Source organism: Streptomyces sp. ISL-96 (assembly GCF_018614035.1).
In the GTDB taxonomy this organism is placed as follows: Bacteria; Actinomycetota; Actinomycetes; order Streptomycetales; family Streptomycetaceae; genus Streptomyces.
This window is the reverse complement of sequence record NZ_JAGGPA010000018.1, coordinates 118407-136967: the sequence shown is the minus strand read 5'-3', so window position 1 is coordinate 136967 and position 18561 is coordinate 118407. Positions and strand designations below refer to the sequence as shown.

General features: G+C 70.3%; 20 protein-coding genes. 11 read left to right on the top strand and 9 right to left on the bottom strand.

Translation table 11 applies throughout. The annotated features are described in order from the left end of the window. Positions 1 to 189: 189 nt before the first annotated feature. Both J7E96_RS12300 and J7E96_RS12295 read right to left on the bottom strand, forming a co-directional pair. Positions 190 to 1443: a DUF3152 domain-containing protein gene (locus J7E96_RS12300; RefSeq protein WP_215130447.1), complete on the bottom strand. Its 1254-nt coding sequence runs from the start codon at positions 1441 to 1443 to the stop codon at positions 190 to 192. Positions 1444 to 1451: 8 nt separating this feature from the next. Then, on the bottom strand, positions 1452 to 2417 hold the full coding sequence (locus J7E96_RS12295) for an alpha/beta fold hydrolase (RefSeq protein ID WP_215130445.1): 966 nt from the start codon (positions 2415 to 2417) through the stop codon (positions 1452 to 1454). Between the two features lie 116 nt (positions 2418 to 2533). Here J7E96_RS12295 and J7E96_RS12290 point away from each other — a divergent pair, with 116 nt between their 5' ends. The 4 genes from J7E96_RS12290 (at position 2534) to J7E96_RS12275 (ending at position 4450) form a co-directional block, all read left to right on the top strand. Then, entirely contained in the window at positions 2534 to 2770 is a 237-nt protein-coding gene (locus tag J7E96_RS12290) for a hypothetical protein (protein ID WP_215130443.1), read from the top strand. Between the two features lie 185 nt (positions 2771 to 2955). Next, positions 2956 to 3594 carry a TetR/AcrR family transcriptional regulator gene (locus J7E96_RS12285; protein ID WP_214978069.1) on the top strand — a complete coding sequence of 213 codons (639 nt, stop codon included), beginning with the start codon at positions 2956 to 2958 and terminating at the stop codon, positions 3592 to 3594. A gap of 166 nt (positions 3595 to 3760) precedes the next feature. After that, positions 3761 to 3988, top strand: coding sequence for a DUF3107 domain-containing protein (locus J7E96_RS12280; RefSeq protein WP_028811791.1), 228 nt, complete (start codon positions 3761 to 3763; stop codon positions 3986 to 3988). A 195-nt stretch (positions 3989 to 4183) separates the two neighbouring features. Then, positions 4184 to 4450, top strand: coding sequence for a hypothetical protein (locus J7E96_RS12275; RefSeq protein WP_215130440.1), 267 nt, complete (start codon positions 4184 to 4186; stop codon positions 4448 to 4450). Positions 4451 to 4489: 39 nt separating this feature from the next. Here the strand turns inward: J7E96_RS12275 and J7E96_RS12270 are convergent, their stop codons facing one another. Beyond that, entirely contained in the window at positions 4490 to 5230 is a 741-nt protein-coding gene (locus J7E96_RS12270) for a ferritin-like fold-containing protein (RefSeq protein WP_215130438.1), read from the bottom strand. A 449-nt stretch (positions 5231 to 5679) separates the two neighbouring features. On the opposite strand from J7E96_RS12270, the gene J7E96_RS12265 reads away from it, so the two are divergent. The 4 genes from J7E96_RS12265 (at position 5680) to J7E96_RS12250 (ending at position 11257) form a co-directional block, all read left to right on the top strand. Next, the gene (locus tag J7E96_RS12265; RefSeq protein WP_251069764.1) at positions 5680 to 7689 is read left to right on the top strand and encodes a DEAD/DEAH box helicase; all 2010 of its coding nucleotides are present in this window, start codon (positions 5680 to 5682) and stop codon (positions 7687 to 7689) included. Positions 7690 to 7756: 67 nt separating this feature from the next. Further along, positions 7757 to 8596: an alpha/beta fold hydrolase gene (locus tag J7E96_RS12260; protein ID WP_215130434.1), complete on the top strand. Its 840-nt coding sequence runs from the start codon at positions 7757 to 7759 to the stop codon at positions 8594 to 8596. A 64-nt stretch (positions 8597 to 8660) separates the two neighbouring features. Continuing rightward, complete coding sequence (locus tag J7E96_RS12255) at positions 8661 to 9284, top strand: IS607 family transposase (protein WP_215130432.1); 624 nt, start codon at positions 8661 to 8663, stop codon at positions 9282 to 9284. After that, the gene (locus J7E96_RS12250; RefSeq protein WP_308295915.1) at positions 9281 to 11257 is read left to right on the top strand and encodes a zinc ribbon domain-containing protein; all 1977 of its coding nucleotides are present in this window, start codon (positions 9281 to 9283) and stop codon (positions 11255 to 11257) included. Before J7E96_RS12255 ends, J7E96_RS12250 begins: the two co-directional genes overlap by 4 nt. Before the next feature lie 10 nt (positions 11258 to 11267). Here J7E96_RS12250 and J7E96_RS12245 read toward each other — a convergent pair whose 3' ends face one another. Then, positions 11268 to 12185 (bottom strand): NYN domain-containing protein, encoded by a 918-nt coding sequence (locus J7E96_RS12245; protein ID WP_215130430.1) that lies wholly within the window; start codon positions 12183 to 12185, stop codon positions 11268 to 11270. Positions 12186 to 12387: 202 nt separating this feature from the next. Here J7E96_RS12245 and J7E96_RS12240 point away from each other — a divergent pair, with 202 nt between their 5' ends. Beyond that, positions 12388 to 12540 carry a hypothetical protein gene (locus tag J7E96_RS12240; protein WP_215130429.1) on the top strand — a complete coding sequence of 51 codons (153 nt, stop codon included), beginning with the start codon at positions 12388 to 12390 and terminating at the stop codon, positions 12538 to 12540. An 81-nt stretch (positions 12541 to 12621) separates the two neighbouring features. Here J7E96_RS12240 and J7E96_RS12235 read toward each other — a convergent pair whose 3' ends face one another. The 4 genes from J7E96_RS12235 to J7E96_RS12220 form a co-directional block, all read right to left on the bottom strand. Beyond that, a complete protein-coding gene (locus J7E96_RS12235) occupies positions 12622 to 13227 on the bottom strand; it encodes a MarC family protein (RefSeq protein ID WP_215130428.1) in 606 nt (201 codons plus the stop codon). A gap of 48 nt (positions 13228 to 13275) precedes the next feature. After that, positions 13276 to 14142, bottom strand: a complete 867-nt coding sequence (locus tag J7E96_RS12230) for a PHP domain-containing protein (RefSeq protein ID WP_215130427.1) — start codon at positions 14140 to 14142, stop codon at positions 13276 to 13278. A gap of 114 nt (positions 14143 to 14256) precedes the next feature. After that, complete coding sequence (locus J7E96_RS12225) at positions 14257 to 14895, bottom strand: DUF6758 family protein (RefSeq protein ID WP_215130426.1); 639 nt, start codon at positions 14893 to 14895, stop codon at positions 14257 to 14259. A gap of 77 nt (positions 14896 to 14972) precedes the next feature. After that, entirely contained in the window at positions 14973 to 15557 is a 585-nt protein-coding gene (locus J7E96_RS12220) for a suppressor of fused domain protein (RefSeq protein ID WP_215130425.1), read from the bottom strand. A gap of 476 nt (positions 15558 to 16033) precedes the next feature. Between J7E96_RS12220 and J7E96_RS12215 the strand changes: the two genes are divergently transcribed. Further along, positions 16034 to 17149 (top strand): magnesium and cobalt transport protein CorA, encoded by a 1116-nt coding sequence (locus J7E96_RS12215; protein ID WP_215130423.1) that lies wholly within the window; start codon positions 16034 to 16036, stop codon positions 17147 to 17149. A 62-nt stretch (positions 17150 to 17211) separates the two neighbouring features. Then, positions 17212 to 17739, top strand: a complete 528-nt coding sequence (locus tag J7E96_RS12210) for a hypothetical protein (protein ID WP_215130421.1) — start codon at positions 17212 to 17214, stop codon at positions 17737 to 17739. Here J7E96_RS12210 and J7E96_RS12205 read toward each other — a convergent pair. After that, on the bottom strand, positions 17736 to 18506 hold the full coding sequence (locus J7E96_RS12205) for a hypothetical protein (protein ID WP_215130418.1): 771 nt from the start codon (positions 18504 to 18506) through the stop codon (positions 17736 to 17738). The two genes, J7E96_RS12210 and J7E96_RS12205, sit on opposite strands and share 4 nt — an antisense overlap. Positions 18507 to 18561: the final 55 nt, after the last annotated feature.

Here is an 18561-nt window from a genome sequence, read left to right as displayed (position 1 = left end):
CCGCCGTTGGTCCGGCGACTCCAGCGGGACCGACCGTATGCGGACATGCCGGTGACGCGACGGACGGTTGTCCATCGCGCCACCAAAAGGGGTGAACACGCGTAACTTTCGCCGCGCGGTAGCGTTCCGTCGCGCTAAGGACCTTTTCGGTTACGTTCCGTCAGGCTGCGGCCAGCGTGCCGCCGAGCCTCAACTGCCGGGAAACACCCAGGCGTTGGGCTTGCACCTGACGCCGCCGATGTCCAGCGACTTCGTCTGCTGCTGCATGATCGGCGCGAGTTCGCCCGGCGTCTCGCAGTTCTTGTGACCGTGCCCGAGCCGGTGGCCGACCTCGTGATTGATGAGCATCTGCCGGTACGCGAACATCTTGTCCTTGCCGAACGTCTCGGCCCCCTGCGCCCACCGGTACGCGTTGATCATCACGCGCTCGGTCGCCGCCGAATCGCACGAGACGTTGCCGGAGAGCGTGTCGAGACCGGATTTCGCACACCACACACCGGTGGTGCCCGGGCTCGCGAGCGTGACGACGAAGTCGGGCCGGCCGGAGGAGATCCGCTCGAACGTCATGGCGCCGTTGTGAGCCCAGCTCCGGTCGTCGTTGAGGGTCTCCTGCACGGCACGCGCGAAGACAGCGCCGTCGAGGCCGAGCCCCTTCTCGACATCCACCCGGTACGCATACTTCTGCCCCTTGCCCGGGGCCTTGTCGAACCCGCCGATCGCCTCGAACTCCCCCGTCCCCGTCAGCTTCGGGTCGATCGGGTACGTCCTGGCCATCTGCTGCTCGTACGTCGCCGGGGCGGCCGCCACTCCACGGGACGGCGTCGGCCGGGCGTCCGAGCGCGAGGCGTCACTCTCACCGGCGTTCCTGCCCCCGGCGGCCGGGGAAGCCAGCGGGTCCTTGCCGCCCTGAGCGACCTGCCCGGCCACGACAACGGCGAGCACGGTGGTCACCGCGGCCGCCGCGATCCCGGTGAAGGTCCGCCCCTTGCCGCCTTTGACGGGGGCGTCGGAGACGTCGCCATCGGCCCAATCGCCGCGGCGGCCGGCATCAGCCGCCGCAGCGCCCGTGGCGGCGGACGGGATCCTCGGCGGAGCGTCGAACGCCTCGACGAACTCCTGCCGCGGTCCCGGTATCCGGGCTCCGGCCGCCGCGTACCGCGCCTGAGATTGCACCTGCCCCGCCTGCGGCCCCTGCGGCGCGCGAGGCTCCCCCTGCCAGTCGCCGTATCCGCCGCCGGACTCCCGCTGCTCGGGATGCCCGCCGCGCACTTGCGGCACCCCGTGAGCCGGAGTGCCGCCGTACTGCTGATGCTGCTGGGGGTGCTGTCTGCGCCGTACGTCCGCCGCGTCCGGACCTGCCGCGACTCCCTCACGGGGGCCCGGTATGGCGGGTTTTTCGGCAGCCCCCTGGGGTGCGGGGCCTCGGCGACTATGACGTCCCACGCGCCGGATCAGCTCCTACCGCAGTCATCGATCAGTTCCCGGACAGCGCTGGCGATCGCCTCCGGATATTCCATCATCGCCACGTGCCCCGCGTCGGGCAGGGTCAGCAGCCTCGAATCGCGGAACGCCGCGGCAGCCCTGCGCGCCATACGGTACGACACGAGCTGATCCCGCCCTCCGTACACCAGCAGCGTCGGCGCGAGCACCCGCTCCGCCTGCCGCCACAGACCGTGCTGTCCGCCCAGTGTGTACGCGTCGACGATGCCCCGCGCCGAACGCGTCATCGCGTCCCAGAAGTACGGCAGTTGCAGCCGCCGCTCCATTTCCTCCACGGCGTGCTGGAAGGCCTCGGGCGCAACCGCCTGCGGATCGCCGTAACAGAGCGCCATCACCCCGCGCGTGCGCTGCTCCGCCGTCCAGTCCTTGCTGAGCCGGGCGAACAGCGAGGCGACGCCCGGCAGCGCGAGCAGCGCGGTCGGCACCGCCGTGCGCTGCACCCGGAGCTCCGGGAGGGCCGGCGAGACGAGGGTGAGCGTGCGCACCAGGTCGGGCCGGACGGCCGCGATGCGCGTGGCGACCGTGCCGCCCATCGAGTTGCCGAAGAGGTGCACCGGTCCGCGCCCGCTCGCGTCGAGCAGCCGGATGCAGGCGCGCGCCTGCCCGCTGACCGAATAGTTGCCGTCGTCCGGCGGCGGGGAATCCCCGAAGCCGGGCAGGTCGACCGCCTCGCCGTCCAGGTGGTCGGCGAGCAGCGGCATCAGCGCCGACCAGTTCTGCGAGGACCCGCCGAGACCGTGCACGTACAGCGCGGGCGGGAGTCCGGTGCGCGCCGGAGGCCGGGTGCGTACGTTCAGAGTCAGCCCGGGCAGGCTGACGGAGCGCAGCTTCTCCCCGTCGGCGACCCGCACGGCACTGACCCGCGGCACCGCGGTGGCGGCGGCGAGGCTGGACCCGGGCAGCTCGGTCGAAGACATGCGGCAATGTTACGAGACGATCACGCACTGAATCGTGTGTTCGCCGTCACAGATCTACCCTCGGAGCAAAGGGCGTACGCGCCGGCTCGAGTTCTCACCCTGAAAGGCAGCCACGCATGTCTGTCGATCCGACCGACCCGGACACCTTCGCAGCGGAGGAACAGCTCGACAACCACGATGAACCCGACGAACTCGACAACGACGCCTCGGAGGCGGATGCCGCGGAGCAGCGCACGGAGTGGCAGGAGACTCACGACGTTCCTCCGACCGGCATCGACCGCGGGGAGGCGGCCGACGGCGACGCCGCGGAACAAGCCCGCGTCGTAGCCCTTGACGAGGACGACTACCGCTGATCCGACGCTGCAAGGCGCTGGTCAGCCCCCGATCGGCCTTCCGCAGGCGTCCGGTCCGTGAAATTCTCCGTCCGCACCGCGCGCACCCGGGTTACCCAAAAGTACGATGGCGGGCGCGGCGCACACGGCGCACGGAACGGCCGTGCTGTCGAAAGGCCGCGAAACTGAAAGACATGGGAGGCGGCGTGACAGCCACCGAGCAGACAGAGGCGGCACGCCCACGCGGCACACGCCTGCCCCGCCGAGCCCGACGCAATCAACTTCTGGGCGCGGCGCAGGAGGTCTTTGTCGCGCAGGGGTACCACGCGGCGGCGATGGACGACATCGCCGAGCGGGCCGGCGTGAGCAAGCCGGTCCTGTACCAGCACTTCCCGGGAAAGCTGGAGCTGTACCTGGCCCTCCTGGACCAGCACTGCGAGTCGCTGCTCCAGGCGGTACGTACCGCCCTCGCCTCGACCACGGACAACAAGCTGCGCGTGGCCGCGACGATGGACGCCTATTTCGCGTACGTCGAGGACGAGGGCGGCGCGTTCCGTCTGGTCTTCGAGTCGGACCTGACGAACGAGCCAGCCGTGCGCGAGCGCGTCGACCGCGTGTCGCTCCAGTGCGCGGAGGCGATCAGTGAGGTCATCGCCGAGGACACCGGCCTGTCCAAGGACGAGTCGATGCTGCTGGCGGTCGGCCTCGGCGGCGTGTCGCAGGTGGTCGCGCGCTACTGGCTCTCCAGTGGCAGCACGATTCCGCGCGACACGGCGGTGCAGCTGCTGACGTCACTCGCCTGGCGTGGCATCGCCGGCTTCCCGCTGCACGGCAGCGAGCACTGACGCGGCGCGCCGCGGCGCGTGCTCGCGGGATGTGTTCCCGGCGCGTGTTCGCTTGCGGCATGCGTCGTCGGCGCGTTCCGTGTCCCCTCACCGGGCTAATGTGTGCTGCGTACAGCGCGGCTGACCGCGCACCGCAGCACTGGATGACCGTCGGAGGGACATAGCCGTGGAGGTCAAGATCGGCGTGCAGCACGCGCCCCGGGAGATCGTTCTGGAGAGCGGGCAGTCCACCGAGGAGGTCGAGCGCGCGGTTTCCGACGCGCTGGCCGGCAAGGCGCAGCTGCTCAGCCTCAAGGACGACAAGGGCCGTACGGTCCTCGTTCCCGCTGACCGGATCGCCTACGTGGAAATCGGCGAGCCGACGACGCGCAGGGTGGGCTTCGGCGCGCTGTAGGCGTCGGCAGCACAGCAGCACAGCAAAACGGAACCGGCCCGGTGGATCTCCCACCGGGCCGGTTCCGTTTGTTCATCTCGTTCATTTCGTTCATTTCGCAGGTCCGTTCGCAGGACGGGCGAGGGTTGCCCTCCGCGAGCGGGGGTAGTACGGGCTACGACCCATTTGCACCCTGGCTGCGCGGGAGGAAACCACGTGATCTTGGAAGCTCTCGGCTCCATTGCCCTCGGCTTCGCCCTTGCCTGGGCGGCTGCCCACCGGCTCGCGGACCGGCTGCCCTCACGGCGCCTGGTCCTGGCCGCGGGCCCGCTCGGGGCCCTGTTCGGTGCGTACGTCACCCATTCCGCACTGGGGCCCGGTCATGTCGTCGCGACACTGATCGGCGCGGTGGCGGTGGGAGCGGTCCTGCTGTCGCTCCTCATCCGCCCCGGGGGGCACATCCGCCGTTCGGCGGCGGCGTAACGTCCGGACGTCCGACGGTCCGTCCGTCCGTCTGCGGGGTTACGCCGCCAGACCGAGCGCCGCCATGCGCTTGGTGTGGGCCTCGGTGATCCGGGAGAACATCCGCCCCACCTCCGCCAGGTCGAAACCGTCGGCGACGCCGCCCACGAGCATCGTGGAGAGCGCGTCGCGGTCCGCCACGACCCGCTGCGCCTGCGAGAGCGCCTCACCCATCAGCCTGCGTGCCCACAGCGCGAGCCGGCCGCCGCAGCGCGGGTCGGCCTCGATCGCGGCGCGCACCTTCTCCACCGCGAAGTTTCCGTGCCCCGTGTCGTCGAGCACGGCGAGCACGAGCGCGCGCGTGTCCGAGTCGAGCCGCTCCGCGACCTCGCGGTAGAAGTCACTGGCGATCGAGTCGCCGACGTACGCCTTGACCAGCCCTTCGAGCCAGTCGGAGGGAGCGGTCTGGCGGTGGAAGTCGTCCAGGGCCTTCGCGAAGGGCTCCATGGCCGCCGTCGGCTCCTGGTCGATCGCCGTCAGCCGGTCCCGCAGCCGCTCGAAGTGGTGGAACTCCGCCGATGCCATCTTCGCCAGCTCGGCCTTGTCGGCGAGCGTCGGGGCGAGCTTGGCGTCCTCGGCGAGGCGCTCGAAGGCCGCCAGCTCTCCGTACGCGAGCGCTCCCAGCAGATCCACGACCGCGGCGTGGTAGTTCGGCTCGGTGGACGCCGTGGCCCAGTCCTGGGCGGCGATACCGGTGCGGGGTGTCTCTTCGGGTGCAGTGGCGTTGTCAGGCGTCTCCATGAACCGCACAATAGCCCGCTCGCCGCGGTGCGTAAGGCCCTGGTCAGCCACGCATGTCACACCGATCCCGGAATTCCTCCCAACACACATGCGCGAATCCGGGGTACAGTGGTAATGCGCCTCGCAGAGTGCCCAGGGCATTACGCGGCGCATTTGAATGAGGATGCCCGGTCGGTGGCCCGATCGGCTCCGACCCGACAGCCCTCCACGCGGGGCGTACCAAGGCGTACGACCGCAAGATGAGGGGCCCCTCAGCGACAAGAGCGCTTGAGCGACGGCACGTGGTCCCGCGCCTCCCGGTCCTTTTTCGGCCGGACGAGTACCAGGCACGGTACGACCCCCTTCGTTCGCGTCGCGTCGCGTCTCACAGAAGAGGCAGCACCCTGACTACGTTCCGAGACCTCGGGATCCTTTCCGAGACCGCCGAAGCCCTTGAAGCCGTCGGCATCATGTCCCCCTTCCCCATCCAGGAGATGACGCTCCCCGTCGCGCTCTCCGGCAGTGACGTCATCGGCCAGGCCAAGACCGGCACCGGCAAGACGCTCGGCTTCGGCCTTCCGCTGCTCGAGCGCGTCACCGTCCCCGCGGACGTCGAGGCCGGCCGGGCAGCACCCGAGAAGCTGACCGAGGCCCCGCAGGCGCTCGTCGTCGTACCCACCCGTGAGCTGTGCCAGCAGGTCACCAACGACCTGCTGACCGCCGGCAAGGTCCGCAACGTCCGCGTGCTCGCGATTTACGGCGGCCGTGCGTACGAGCCCCAGGTGGAGGCGCTCAAGAAGGGCGTCGACATCGTCGTCGGTACGCCCGGGCGTCTGCTCGACCTGGCCGGGCAGAAGAAGCTCGACCTTTCTCACGTGCGTTCGCTCGTCCTCGACGAGGCCGACGAAATGCTCGACCTGGGCTTCCTGCCCGACGTCGAGAAGATCATGAAGATGCTGCCGCCGAAGCGCCAGACGATGCTGTTCTCGGCGACCATGCCGGGCGCCGTCATCGGCCTCGCCCGCAAGTACATGTCGCAGCCGACGCACATCAGCGCCACGTCGCCCGACGACGAGGGCGCGACCGTCGCGAACATCACGCAGCACGTCTTCCGCGCGCACAACATGGACAAGCCGGAGCTCGTCTCCCGCATCCTCCAGGCCGACGGCCGCGGGCTCGCGATGATCTTCTGCCGTACGAAGCGCACGGCGGCGGACATCGCCGAGCAGCTGGAGAAGCGCGGCTTCGCCTCCGGCGCGGTCCACGGTGACCTCGGCCAGGGCGCGCGTGAGCAGGCGCTGCGCGCGTTCCGCAACGGCAAGGTCGACGTGCTGGTCTGCACCGACGTCGCCGCGCGCGGTATCGACGTCGAGGGTGTGACCCACGTCATCAACTATCAGACGCCCGAGGACGAGAAGACCTACCTGCACCGCGTCGGCCGCACCGGCCGCGCGGGCGCGAAGGGCATCGCCGTCACGCTGGTCGACTGGGACGACATCCCGCGCTGGAAGCTCATCAACAAGGCGCTGGACCTGCCCTTCGACGAGCCGGAGGAGACGTACTCCACGTCGGCTCACCTGTACGAGATCCTGTGCATCCCCGTCGGTACGAAGGGCATACTGCCCCGGGCCGACCGGACCCGCGCGGGTCTGCGCGCGGAGCAGGTCGAGGACCTCGGCGAGACGGGTGGCCGCGGGCGCAAGTCCGCACCGGCCGCTGCGGCTGCCGCGCCGGCCGTCGTGGAGGAGCGTGCCCCGCGTACGCCGCGTCAGCGTCGTCGTACGCGCAATGGTGCGCCGGTGTCGGCTGACGAGGCGACCGCTGCCCCGGCGCCCGTCGAGGCGCCGGAGGCCGCTACGGCCACCGACGCTCCTGCCGAGCCGCGCACTCCCCGCCGCCGTCGCCGCACCCGCGCGGCCGACGCCGCCGTGGAAGCCGTGGAAACGGTGGAGGCCCCGGTTCCCGCCCCCGCGGCGGAGCCCGAGGCTCCGGCGAAGCCCCGCCGGCGTACGCGCGCCGCGAAGCCGGCCGAGGCCGAGGCCACCGAGGCACCCGCGCCCGCCGAGGCGGAAGCGGAAGCCACGGTGACCAAGCCCCGTCGCCGCACCCGCGCCGCCGCCCCGGTCGACACCACCGAGTTCCAGATCGCCCCCGCGGCGGAGCCGGAGGCTCCCCGTCGCCGTACGCGCACCGCCAAGACGGCCGACGCCGTCACCGAGGCACCCGCGACCGCCGACACCGAGGCCGCCCCGGCCAAGGCACCGCGCCGCCGCACCCGCGCCGCCGCCGTGGACACCGCCGAGGCCCAGATCCCCGCCCCCGCGGCGGAGACCGAGGCCCCGAAGGCGCCCCGACGCCGTACCCGCGCCGCGAAGCCGGCCGAGGTCACGGCGGACGCTTCCGCCGAGGCGGAGGCCGCTCCGGTGAAGGCACCGCGCCGCCGCACCCGCGCGGCCGCTGCCGCCCAGCCGGAGAGCTGAGCGAACCACTCCCGATGGCCCGGTCCCCGTTCGCGGGGGCCGGGCCATCAGCCGTTAGCCTCGTCGCATGAGCCGGCCGCCGACGTTCACCCCGCCCCCCGGTACCCGCGCGGTCCCCCTGCGCACGTCGCGCGGCGTATTCGCCGCGCTCGAAGCGGAGCCACAACGCGCGGAGCCCAGAGGCACCGCGCTCCTGCTGCCCGGCTACACCGGGAGCAAGGAAGACTTCATCACGATGCTGGCACCACTCGCGGACGCCGGCTACCGGGTCGTCGCGGTCGACGGGCGCGGGCAGTACGAGTCCGAGGGCACGGACGACCAAGAGGCTTACGCCCAGCGGCAGTTGGCGCTCGACGTCCTCGCGCAGGCAGAGGCTGTCGGTACGCCGGTGCATCTCGTCGGGCACTCCCTCGGCGGCCAGATCTCCCGTGCGGCCGTACTCGTCGACGCTTCGCCGTTCGCGTCGCTGACACTCATCTCGTCGGGCCCCGCCGAGGTGTCGCCCGCGCAGCAGCAGAAGATCGCACTGCTGACGCAGGCCCTCGGCGCCATGACGATGGCGCAGGTGTGGGAGGCGATGCAGCAGCTCGACCCGCCGGAGGACGCCGACCTCGACAGCAGCGCCCTGCGCGCACGCTGGCTGCGACACGCCCCAGCGCAGCTCCTCGCCACCGGAAGGCAGTTGACGGGCGAGCCGGACCGCGTGGACGAACTCGCCGCGGTGGGACTGCCGGTGCACGTGGTGTCGGGGGCGGTGGACGACACCTGGCCCGTGCCGCTGATCGACGAGATGGCCGTGCGGCTCGGCGCGTACCGGACGGTGATCGAGGGCGCCCAGCACTCACCGAACACCGACCGCCCGGAGGAGACCGCGAAGGCGCTGGCGGGGTTCTGGGACGCTCTATAGCCCCCGTCGCAGGCTCACCAACTCCGTTAGTTATCCCTAGTGTTGTGCATATATGGTTGCGTGTATGGAGTTGCTGCGTATGTCCAAGGCCGCGAAGCGTCTGGGTATCCACCCGATGACGCTTCGCCAGTGGGCTATCGACGGCAAGATCCCGTTCTCGTGGGTCGGCCGTGAGCGCCGGTTCTCCTCGGTTGATTTGGAGAACATGAAGCGCGGCAGCGACTCTGCCGCCTCTCGTCCGAGGCGGGAAGTTTTGTATGTGCGTGTGTCCGGCTCGTCCGGGCAGGAGTCCTCGCTGGCCGCGCAGGAAGAGGAGTTGCGGGCAACCGCCTCGGGTGAGGTCGTGAAGGTCGTCAAGGACCGTGGTTCGGGCCTGCGGGAGAACCGGCCCGGCTTGAACCGGGTGTTGGCGATGGTCTCCGACGGCAGCGTGAGCGTGGTTCGGGTGACGCATGAGGACCGGCTGGCCCGGTTCGGAGTGGGCTGGCTCAAGCGCTTGTTCGCCGTGTACGGCGTCACTCTGGAGGTCCTGCATCCGAAGAAGTCCGGTGGCCGGGACGAGTTGCTGGAGGACTTCGTTTCCCTGGTCACCAGGTTCGCCGGCCGCCTGTACGGGATGCGTTCGGCCGAGGCCCGCAAGCGGCTACTCGCCGAGACCGGCCAATGCACTGCCGATGGTGACCGGTGAGCCGGAAGCTGCCGCTCGCCGAGGGCGAGACCTCCCGCACCGCATGCGCACGCGGCCTGCTGCGCACGGCCGTGGATGAGAGGACCGGCGAACTGCTGCCCGCCGCTGTGCTGGCGGAGCGTTTCGGCTGGGCCGCTGATCTGGTGTCGGGCATGGTCACCGCGCTGACCGGTGAGCACTGGAGCACAGCGGATGTGGACGTACTGGCCGCCGGGAAGGATGCCGGGGGCCAAAAGCTGCCGTCGAACGCATGGATGGCCCTGCGGCGTCTCGGCTGGACCGTCACCGCCCCCGAGGGCATCAAGATCAACGACCGGATCGTGCGCATGGTCCAGGAACAGGCCGGGCGTTCGCTGCGGTCGGCGAAGTGGCGTACCGATCTGGTGGCCGGGGTCCTGACCGCGTGGCCCGCCGATCCAGCCAAGCGCACCGCCGAGGAATGGGATCAGGTTCGCGCAGCCGTGCCCGGAGGGCAGCACCTGCCGTCCAGCGTGATCAAGTCCCGCACCCGTCAAGCGGTCGCGTTTGAGCGCAAGCACGGGCGGCTTCCAGTCGATGTGTTCGAGCTGGAGCCCGCGCCCCGCGTGGCGCGGATGCTGCTGCTGTCGGCGTGCGACGGGCAGCAGGCCACCATCGAACGCGCCGACGAGCCAGGCCGGGCGCTGCTTCGACTCCAGCTTCCTACTCGTCCCGACCCGCGCACGTACGCGGACTGGACGTGGGTGGCCTGCCCGATCTCGCTGCCGCCGACGATCCCGACCGGCGCGGTCCTGCACCTGCCCACCCTGCGTGTGTCCGGTGGCCGGGTGCGCGCCGAACTCGCCTACACCCACGCCGTCCCCAAGACCGCCAGCACCGGGCACACGATTGCGCTCGGCGTGGACTGGGGCCTCAACACGCTGCTGTCCGCAGGTGCCGCCCGGCTCCACGATGACGGCCGTATCACCGCCCTCGGGCACGGCGCCCAGTTCCGGGCTTCCGGAGTGCTGGCCAAACAGCACCGACTCCGGCGGCTGTCCGAGCGCCTCCACGCCAAGGCCGACCACTACCAGCGACTCATCGACGGCCACGCCCCCGACCCGTCCCTGGCCGACAAGCACGCGGTCCTGGTGGAAGAGATTGGCCGAGTGTGCGCCCGCCGCTCGAACCTCAACGACGCTCTCGCCTGGGCTGCCGCCCGCTGGGCCGTCGACCAGGCCATCGCCGCCGGGGCGAGCGTCATCTACCTGGAAGACCTGCGGTCGATGGAAGCCAAAGGCATGGGCCGCACGCACAACACCCGCATGTCGCAGACCGTGCGCGGGCAGATCGCCGACCGCATGCGGCACCTCGCCGCCGAGAGCGGCATCGCCGTCGTCACCGTCCCGGCCCACAACACCTCCAAGCACTGCCCCCAGTGCCTCACCCCGCTCAGGCACCGCAAAGCCCCTGACCGCCCCACTGTCGCGGGCTGGAAGTGGGCCATCTGTCCCGACCGTTACGGCTGCGGCTGGCAGGGCGACCGCGACCACGGGGCATGGCGGCGTATCGCCGCACGCGGCCTGACCCACCAGACCAAGACCGTCACCGACCGCACCAGCGGCACCATGGTCATCCGCTCCGTCGTGGACACCCTCGAAGCCAAAGCCGTGGTCACCCCGACCACGAACACCAGCCAGGACCGGTCGAAGACCGGACCCACCCGGCACCAGACAACACGCCCTGCGCCCAGGCGACGCAGGACACCCTCCCCCACCGCACCCTCGGGCCCGGCGGGCAAGCGTCCGGAGGGACACGCCCCAACGGACCGGACCCGGCTGCCCCGCGCAGCCCACCGGCACCAGAGCATGACGACGATCGGCACACCCACCACCGGCCACAAGCCACGAGGGGCAGCACTGGGCGCGGGCTTCCACCTGCACGCTCACGCTACCCCTCCACGATGGGCAGAACCCGCCCCAGACACTACGTCTGACATGGGATCGCTTAGCTGATTAGAGACGCTCAGTACTGCGCCTGGAGGTGCTGCCAGAAGCCGTCCCGCAGCGCCCGGCGCAGGTCCGCGTGGCCGCGCAGGGAGCGCTGGAGCAGCCGCTCCGCCTCCACCAGCAACTCCTGGTCCACCGATCCCGGCAGGTACGGGTGGCCCGGCAGCAGGTCGGCGAGTGACTCGCGGCCCCGCGCTCCCAGCCACGCCGCCGCGATCTGCGCGCCGATGAAGCGGACGTCCTCGCGGGTCGGCCGCGGGGTGCCCTCGTTCTCGTACGTCGTCACCGGGCGCCGCGTGACGTACGGCTTGCAGAATTCGAGGTCGAACGTGCGCTGGCTGTCGACCTCCCACAGGAGCGGTTCGGCCTGGTTGCGGCCCTCGCCCGCCTCGATGCCCCACAGGTGGACCCGCGCGCCGTACCCCTGGGCCGCCTCGACCGCCGACACCAGGTCCTCGTCGCCGCCCACCAGCGCCGCGTCGCTGATCGCGCGGTGCCTGGCCAGCGATTCCAGGTCCGTACGGATCAGGGAGTCGACGCCCTTCTGCTGATTGTTGGCGTTGAGGTTGCCGAGGCGGACCTTGACGTCGGGCAGCTCGGCGATGGTCTGCTGCTCGGGGGTGTGGATGCGGCGCCTTGCCCCGTCGTACCAGTACACCCGCAGCAGCCTGCTGTCCGCGAAGATCGTGCGGGCCTTGTCGATGAAGGCCTCGATGATCCCTTCCGCGTCGAGGTCGAAGGACCTGCGGTCCTCGGTCCCGGTCACCAGCAGGCCCGCCGCCGCGTACACATACCCCGCGTCGACGAAGATCGCATGGGTGGAGGGGGTCTTCGCCACCTCGGCGAGCATGCGCTGGAGCAACTCGTTGGTGCGTTCCAGGCGGGCGGTGACCCTGACCAGTTCAGTGGGGCCCGAAGGCTGTGCGTCGTCCATACGGCTCTCATTGTCCGTGGCGTGAGCGAGCGGGCACAACCGGTCCCGCCACCAGCGAGTATTTAGAGAGTCGAAAGTTTTCTTTAGCGTAGGGAATGACTGTGGCGTACACGCCGTTGTAACCCGTAGAGAACGCGGGGCGCCTAGCCTCGCGTTCCCACACATAGTTCTCCAGCAGGAGGATCAGACGAAGGGAGAAGCCTTGCGCTTCGAAATCATGCGCCTGGACGACGTCGACGGCTCCGCCGTTGACAGCACCGTCGTGGACGCCGCCTCCGTCAACCGGATCGTGCAGCAGGCCGCCTCTGTCGGCCGGCGCATCTATATCCGCCCGGCCGAGACCTCGGCTTCATAACACTCGCAGTAGTGGTTTCAGTTAGAGGTAAGCGCCCCCGTACACCGCGTACGGGGGCGCTCGTGCGTCAGGGGGCGGTCATCAGCTGCCCTGGATCACCTGGGTGACGCCGTTGATGATCTGCTGCACCGCGATCGCGGACAGCATCATGCCCGCGAGCCGCGTCACCAGGACCACGCCGCCGTCCTTGATCACACGGATGATCAGCAGCGAGTAGCGCATGGTGAGCCACAGGACCACGTGCATCACGACGATCGCCGCCCACACCGAGACCTGCGTCTTGACGGTCTCGGCGTGCTGTACGGCGAGGATCACCGAGACGATCGCACCCGGTCCCGCCAGCAGCGGCATCCCCAGCGGTACGAGCGCGACGTTGACGTCCTTGGTCTGCGTCGGCTCGTCGGTCTTGCCGGTGAGCAGGTCGAGCGCGATCAGAAGCAGCAGCAGACCACCCGCGATCATCAGCGCGGGAACGGAGACATGCAGGTAGTCGAGGATCTGCTGGCCGAGGACGCCGAACACGGCGATCACGCCGAAGGCGACGGCGACGGCCTGCCAGGCCATCCTGCGCTGCACCTTGGCGGGCCGCCCCGAAGTCAGGCCGAGGAAGATCGGCGTGATTCCCGGGGGGTCCATAATCACAAAAAGGGTGAGAAAGAGGGATCCGAAAACGGCAAAGTCGAGCACAGTGAGGCCTTGCGAGAAGAGGGGTCGTACGAGGGAGGAGTTACGGACCTACGGAAGGAGACTTCCGCCCGCGCCCGGCACCGGGAACGCGCCGGTCGCCCGCCGCGTGATCTCGCCGTAGATCTCGGGGTCCGTGGTGTACTCCCCGAGCCGCACGGTCTTCCGGCTGCCGTGGTAGTCGCTGGACCCGGTCGTCAGCAGCCCCAGATCGTCGGCGAGGCCGCGGATGCGCGCGCGGGTCGGCCCGTCGTGGTCCATGTGGTCGACCTCGATCCCGTCGAGGCCCGCGGCGGCGAGCGCCGCTATCGCGCTCTCGGGGACGATGTCGCCACGCTCGGCGGCGCCGGGGTGCGCGAAGACGGTGACTCCGCCGGCCGCCTTGACGAGGCGGATCGCGTCGAAGGGGTCGAGTTCGTGCTTCTCGACGTACGCACGGCCGCCGTTGGCCAGCCAGTCGGGCGTAAAGGCGTCGGAGACGCTCTCGACGACGCCCAGTTCCATCAGCGCGGACGCGATGTGCGGGCGGCCGACCGAGCCGTCTCCGGCGATACGGGCGACCTGGTCCCACTCGATCGGTACGCCCAGCTCGCGCAGCTTGCCGACCATGCCCTGCGCACGCGGCACCCGGTCGTCCCGTACCAGCTCACGCTCGCGCGCCAGCTCGGGCTCGTCGGGATCGAAGAGGTACGCCAGCATGTGCAGCCCGATGCCGTCGAGGCGGCAGGAGAGCTCGGCGCCGGTGACCAGGGTCAGCCCGGCCGGAAGCGCGGCGATCGCCTCGGCGTGACCGCGCGTCGAGTCGTGGTCGGTGAGCGCCACGACGTCGAGCCCGGCGGCCGCGGCGTTACGCACCAGCTCGGCGGGGGTGTCCGTGCCGTCCGAAGCCGTGGAGTGGGTGTGCAGGTCGATGCGCACGACGCTTGGCTCCGGGGCTCGGCGGGACGGGGGGACCGGTCAAGGATAGCCGGGAATCGAACGCCCCCGGTGCCGCCCAGTGCCCGCCCAGTACCGCCCACGTTCACCCAGGGCTCACGACAGGAGCCGCGGCGACAGCGCGCCGCACGGTACGAGGTCCCCCTCCGCGCCCGCATCGCGCAGATCGGTCAGTATCAGTTCGTCGTACAGCATCAGGCCCGACTGCTCCGGCCAGACGATCGCCCACAGCCACAGCCCGCACGCCTCGCCCGCGAAGACCGCGCGGTCGTCCGGAACACCGGAGAGATGCCACAGCGGGGTGGGCCGGCCTGCCGCCAGGAGCCTGGCCGGGGGCGGGTTGTCCATGTTGATGTACGCCCCGGGATCGGGCCCTTCCACGCCTGCGTAACGCGCACCGAGGCCGACGCCGAGTTCCTCCGCGACCAGCAGCATCTCGCCGAGGCCGCCGAGCGGTCCGGGTCCCGAGCACGCGACGACCGTGGCGCGGGAACCACTGCGGTCGTCCCCCGCACACGCCACCCCCGTGAACAGCCAGCCGACGGGCAGTGGCCACGGCATCCACACCGGAACCTTGGCCCGCTTCACCGCGACGGTGAGTGCCTCGACGCTGGGCGGGACCACGGGCTGCAGCGGGTGCACCACCCCGTGCACATCACACTGCCAGGAGTCGGCAAAGAGACCGGGCGCCCTGACCCGGCCACCGCACTTCGGGCAACTGGGTTCGCCCCTCATAGGGCCCAACGGTCCTCCCCGGCCGTCCCCGCGTCAAGGACGATCACCCGTCCGGCGCCGATCCACGCGTCGGACGATCAGTCGAGCGGCACCGAGGCTCGCAGCGGGTCGCGCAGGTCCGTGCCGTGGGACAGCCAGCGCTCCTGGAGCTCCTGCGCGCCCTTGACCCGCTTCCAGGCCGCCTCGTTCGGCGTCATGGGCAGCAGGGGAAGGAAGCGCACGGGGTCCATCGGGGCGTCCAGATCCAGGTCCTCGACCAGGCCGCCGGACTCCGCGACCAGTACGGAGCTGAAGGGTGCCCCCGGCCACAGCGGTTCCCCCAGGTCCAGCGAGGCGCCCGGGGCCACGATCACGCCCTCGACCTGCGGAGACGCGGCGAGAACCGCGAGCGGGCGCAGCACCTTGTCGGTGTCGGCGAGGCCGGCCCGTACGGACAGGACGAGCTCGGCGCGCGGGCCGTTCACCGGATCGGCGAGGACGGCCGTCGGGTCGGCCATCGGCTGGGCCGACATGCCGAGGGTGGCGTAGCGGATGACGTCACCGTCCACAAAGCGCAGTACCTCCATACGGTCCGTACCGAGGAACGTGACGGCGGCACGCGCGTCCGGTTCGCCCAGCGTCGTACGCAACCGGGCTTCTACCAGCGCAAGAACATCTCCCATGCCCGCGAGCATAAGTCGCGTAGGGAACGGGCAAAGGAAGAGCCTTGACACAACAGTGGGCTGATACTCTTGGCCGCTGGTCAGGGCAGCACGCAGAAGCGTGGCTTTCGAGCCCCGACATCACGTCATCCCCCACGGGGGACCGGCCGGAGGAGGTGGGGCTGCGGTGGATCGAAGTCGTCCCGGCAGTACCAACCGCTCTTCCGCACCGTAAGTGTTGTCAGCGTTCTCCAGGGCCTGACGCCCTTCGTACCCGGTCGCCAGCCGGTGAAACCAACGGGGCTCACGGCACTTCGCGCGACGGAAGAGCACTTCGTTTTTGCCTGATCCGTGTCTGAGCGAACGCCGTCACCGCGTCCCTGCGGTGCCGCCCGCTTTGCCGACGTACGGCCGCCCCGATGCCGTGGCTGGTCGGCACGTCTCCATTCCGGGCAGTGCCATGCCTCGCAGACGGCTTCTCCGTGAAGGAGCCCGCCATGTCGATGATCCGTGACCTGCGCGCAGCGGTCCGTCCGTCCCTGCGCAAGAGCAGCGCCGTGTACAGCGGTTACGACACCACCCGTGACCCGTCCGCGAGCAGCGCGGTCGTGGACTGCGCGGTCTACCGCGACGGGCGCCGGCTGAAGAGCGCCGAATGCCTCACTCCGCACGAGGCGATGGTCCGCGTCCGGGAGGGCGGCGGCTTCGCGTGGATCGGCCTGCACGAGCCGACCGAGGCCGAATTCGCCGGTATCGCCGCCGAGTTCGGGCTGCACCCGCTGGCCGTGGAGGACGCCGTACACGCGCATCAGCGGCCCAAGCTGGAGCGGTACGACGACACGCTCTTCACCGTCTTCAAGACGATCCACTACGTCGACCACACCGAACTCACCGCCACCAGTGAGGTCGTGGAGACCGGCGAAGTGATGTGCTTCACCGGCAAGGACTTCGTCATCACCGTCCGGCACGGCGGCAAGGGCTCGCTGCGCGCGCTGCGCCACCGGCTCCAGGACGACCCGGAGCTGCTGGCCAAAGGGCCTTCGGCGGTGCTGCACTCGATCTCCGACCATGTCGTCGACGGGTACATCGCGGTCGCGGCCGCCGTGCAGGACGACATCGACGAGGTCGAGATCGATGTCTTCTCCGAACCCGCCAAAGGGAGTCCGCGTGGTTCGGACGCCGGCCGGATCTACCAGCTCAAGAGGGAAGTCCTGGAGTTCAAGCGAGCCGTGGCCCCGCTCCTTCGCCCGATGCAGCAGCTCAGTGAGCGGCCGATGCGGCTCGTCGACCCGGACATCCAGAAGTACTTCCGCGACGTCGCGGACCACCTCGCGCGCGTGCACGAAGAGGTCGTCGGCTTCGACGAGCTGCTGAACTCGATCCTCCAGGCGAACCTCGCGCAGGCGACGGTCGCCCAGAACGAGGACATGCGGAAGATCACGTCCTGGGCGGCGATCGTGGCCGTTCCGACGATGATCTGCGGCGTGTACGGCATGAACTTCGACCACATGCCGGAGCTGCACTGGCGGTACGGCTATCCACTCGTCCTGGGCTCGATCGTGGTGGTGTGTGTGTCGATCCACCGCACCCTCAAGCGGAACGGCTGGCTCTGATCAGTTCGGGAAGGGGCGGGTAGGGGAGAGCCCCGCCGGGCACGGGGCCTAGGCTTGCCCGCATGACGCAGACCTTGCTCGACCAGGCCCTCGTCGAGGAGGCCACCAAGAAGTCCGGGCTCATCTGGGTGCGCGGCACCGGCCCCGCCCGGTCCCTCTGGCACGTATGGCACGACGGCGCCGCCTACGTAGTAGGAGACGGTCCGGGCGAGCAGCCGTTCCCGGGGCTCGCCGACGGCGGAAGCGCCGAAGTGACCGTACGCAGCAAGGACAAGGGCGGCCGGCTCGTCACCTGGACGGCCACCGTCACCGAGCACCCCGCCGGGACCGACGCCTGGGAGGCGGCTGTTGCCGAGCTCAAGGGCAAGCGGCTGAACGCTCCCGACGCCGAGCAGATGACCGAGCGCTGGGCCCGCGAATGCCGCGTACTGCGCCTGGAACCGCAGAGCGTGACCACCCGCCTCCCGGACGGGTCACTCGCCGCCGCCCCGCTGCCGACGAGCGCCACGACGCGGCTGCCCGTACCGGCAGGGCTGCCGCGGCTCCTGATGAAGCGCAAGAAGAAGCAGCAAAAGGAACAGAAGGGCTAGGACGGGTCCGACGTCTTGGGAAGCTGGCCGCCGTAGTCAAGGATCTCGCCCTTGCCCGGCGCCTCCAGCGGGAACTCCTTGTCCCAGTCGGCCAGCGTGACCACGCCCGCCCCGCCCGCCCGCTCCAGCTTCAGCGGGTACGGCGTGCCCATCAGCGACACGGCCAGGCTCCCGCCGACGCCCTTGCCGCCGGTGACCTCGATCGTACGGACGCCGCCGACCACCTCGCGCTCACCCTTGGTCAGCTTGCCGTGCAGCCCGAGCAGGCCGTCGAGCAGTACGTCCTTGTCGGTGAAGCCGCGCAGCTGGTCGTACGCCGGGTCGTCGTCCGGGACCTTGACGTACTTGTCCTCCAGCTTGCCCGCGGCCGTCTCGTCGGACGCCGAGGGCTGCCCCGTCCCGTGGTCCCAGAAGTCGGCGCCGGCCTTCATGAAGAGCTCGTCGTCGATGCGCAGCAGCTCGAACGTGCTGCCCTTGGAGGTGACGGACCCCGTGCCGCCGTCCTCCTTGAGCCGCATGTCCAGCTTGTACGAGCGTCCCTTGCTGACGACGGTGCCCGAGAGCCGCACCGACTCCGCGTCGCGCGCCGCGTTCCGCGCCTTGGCCTCGATGGCCGGTGCCGGGAGTCTGCCCACCCCGTTCGTCCCCTTGTCCGGGTCCGGTTTCGGTTCCTCACCGCAGGCGGTGAGCGCCGCGGTCAGCCCGACGCACACGACGCCGAGTAGGGCAGCCCGGCGGGCTCGGGCGGCCGGGGGAAATGCAGTCACAAGCGCACTGCCTCTCATGCGGGTGTCCGGGGTGGCAGCAGGCAGCGTACCTGTG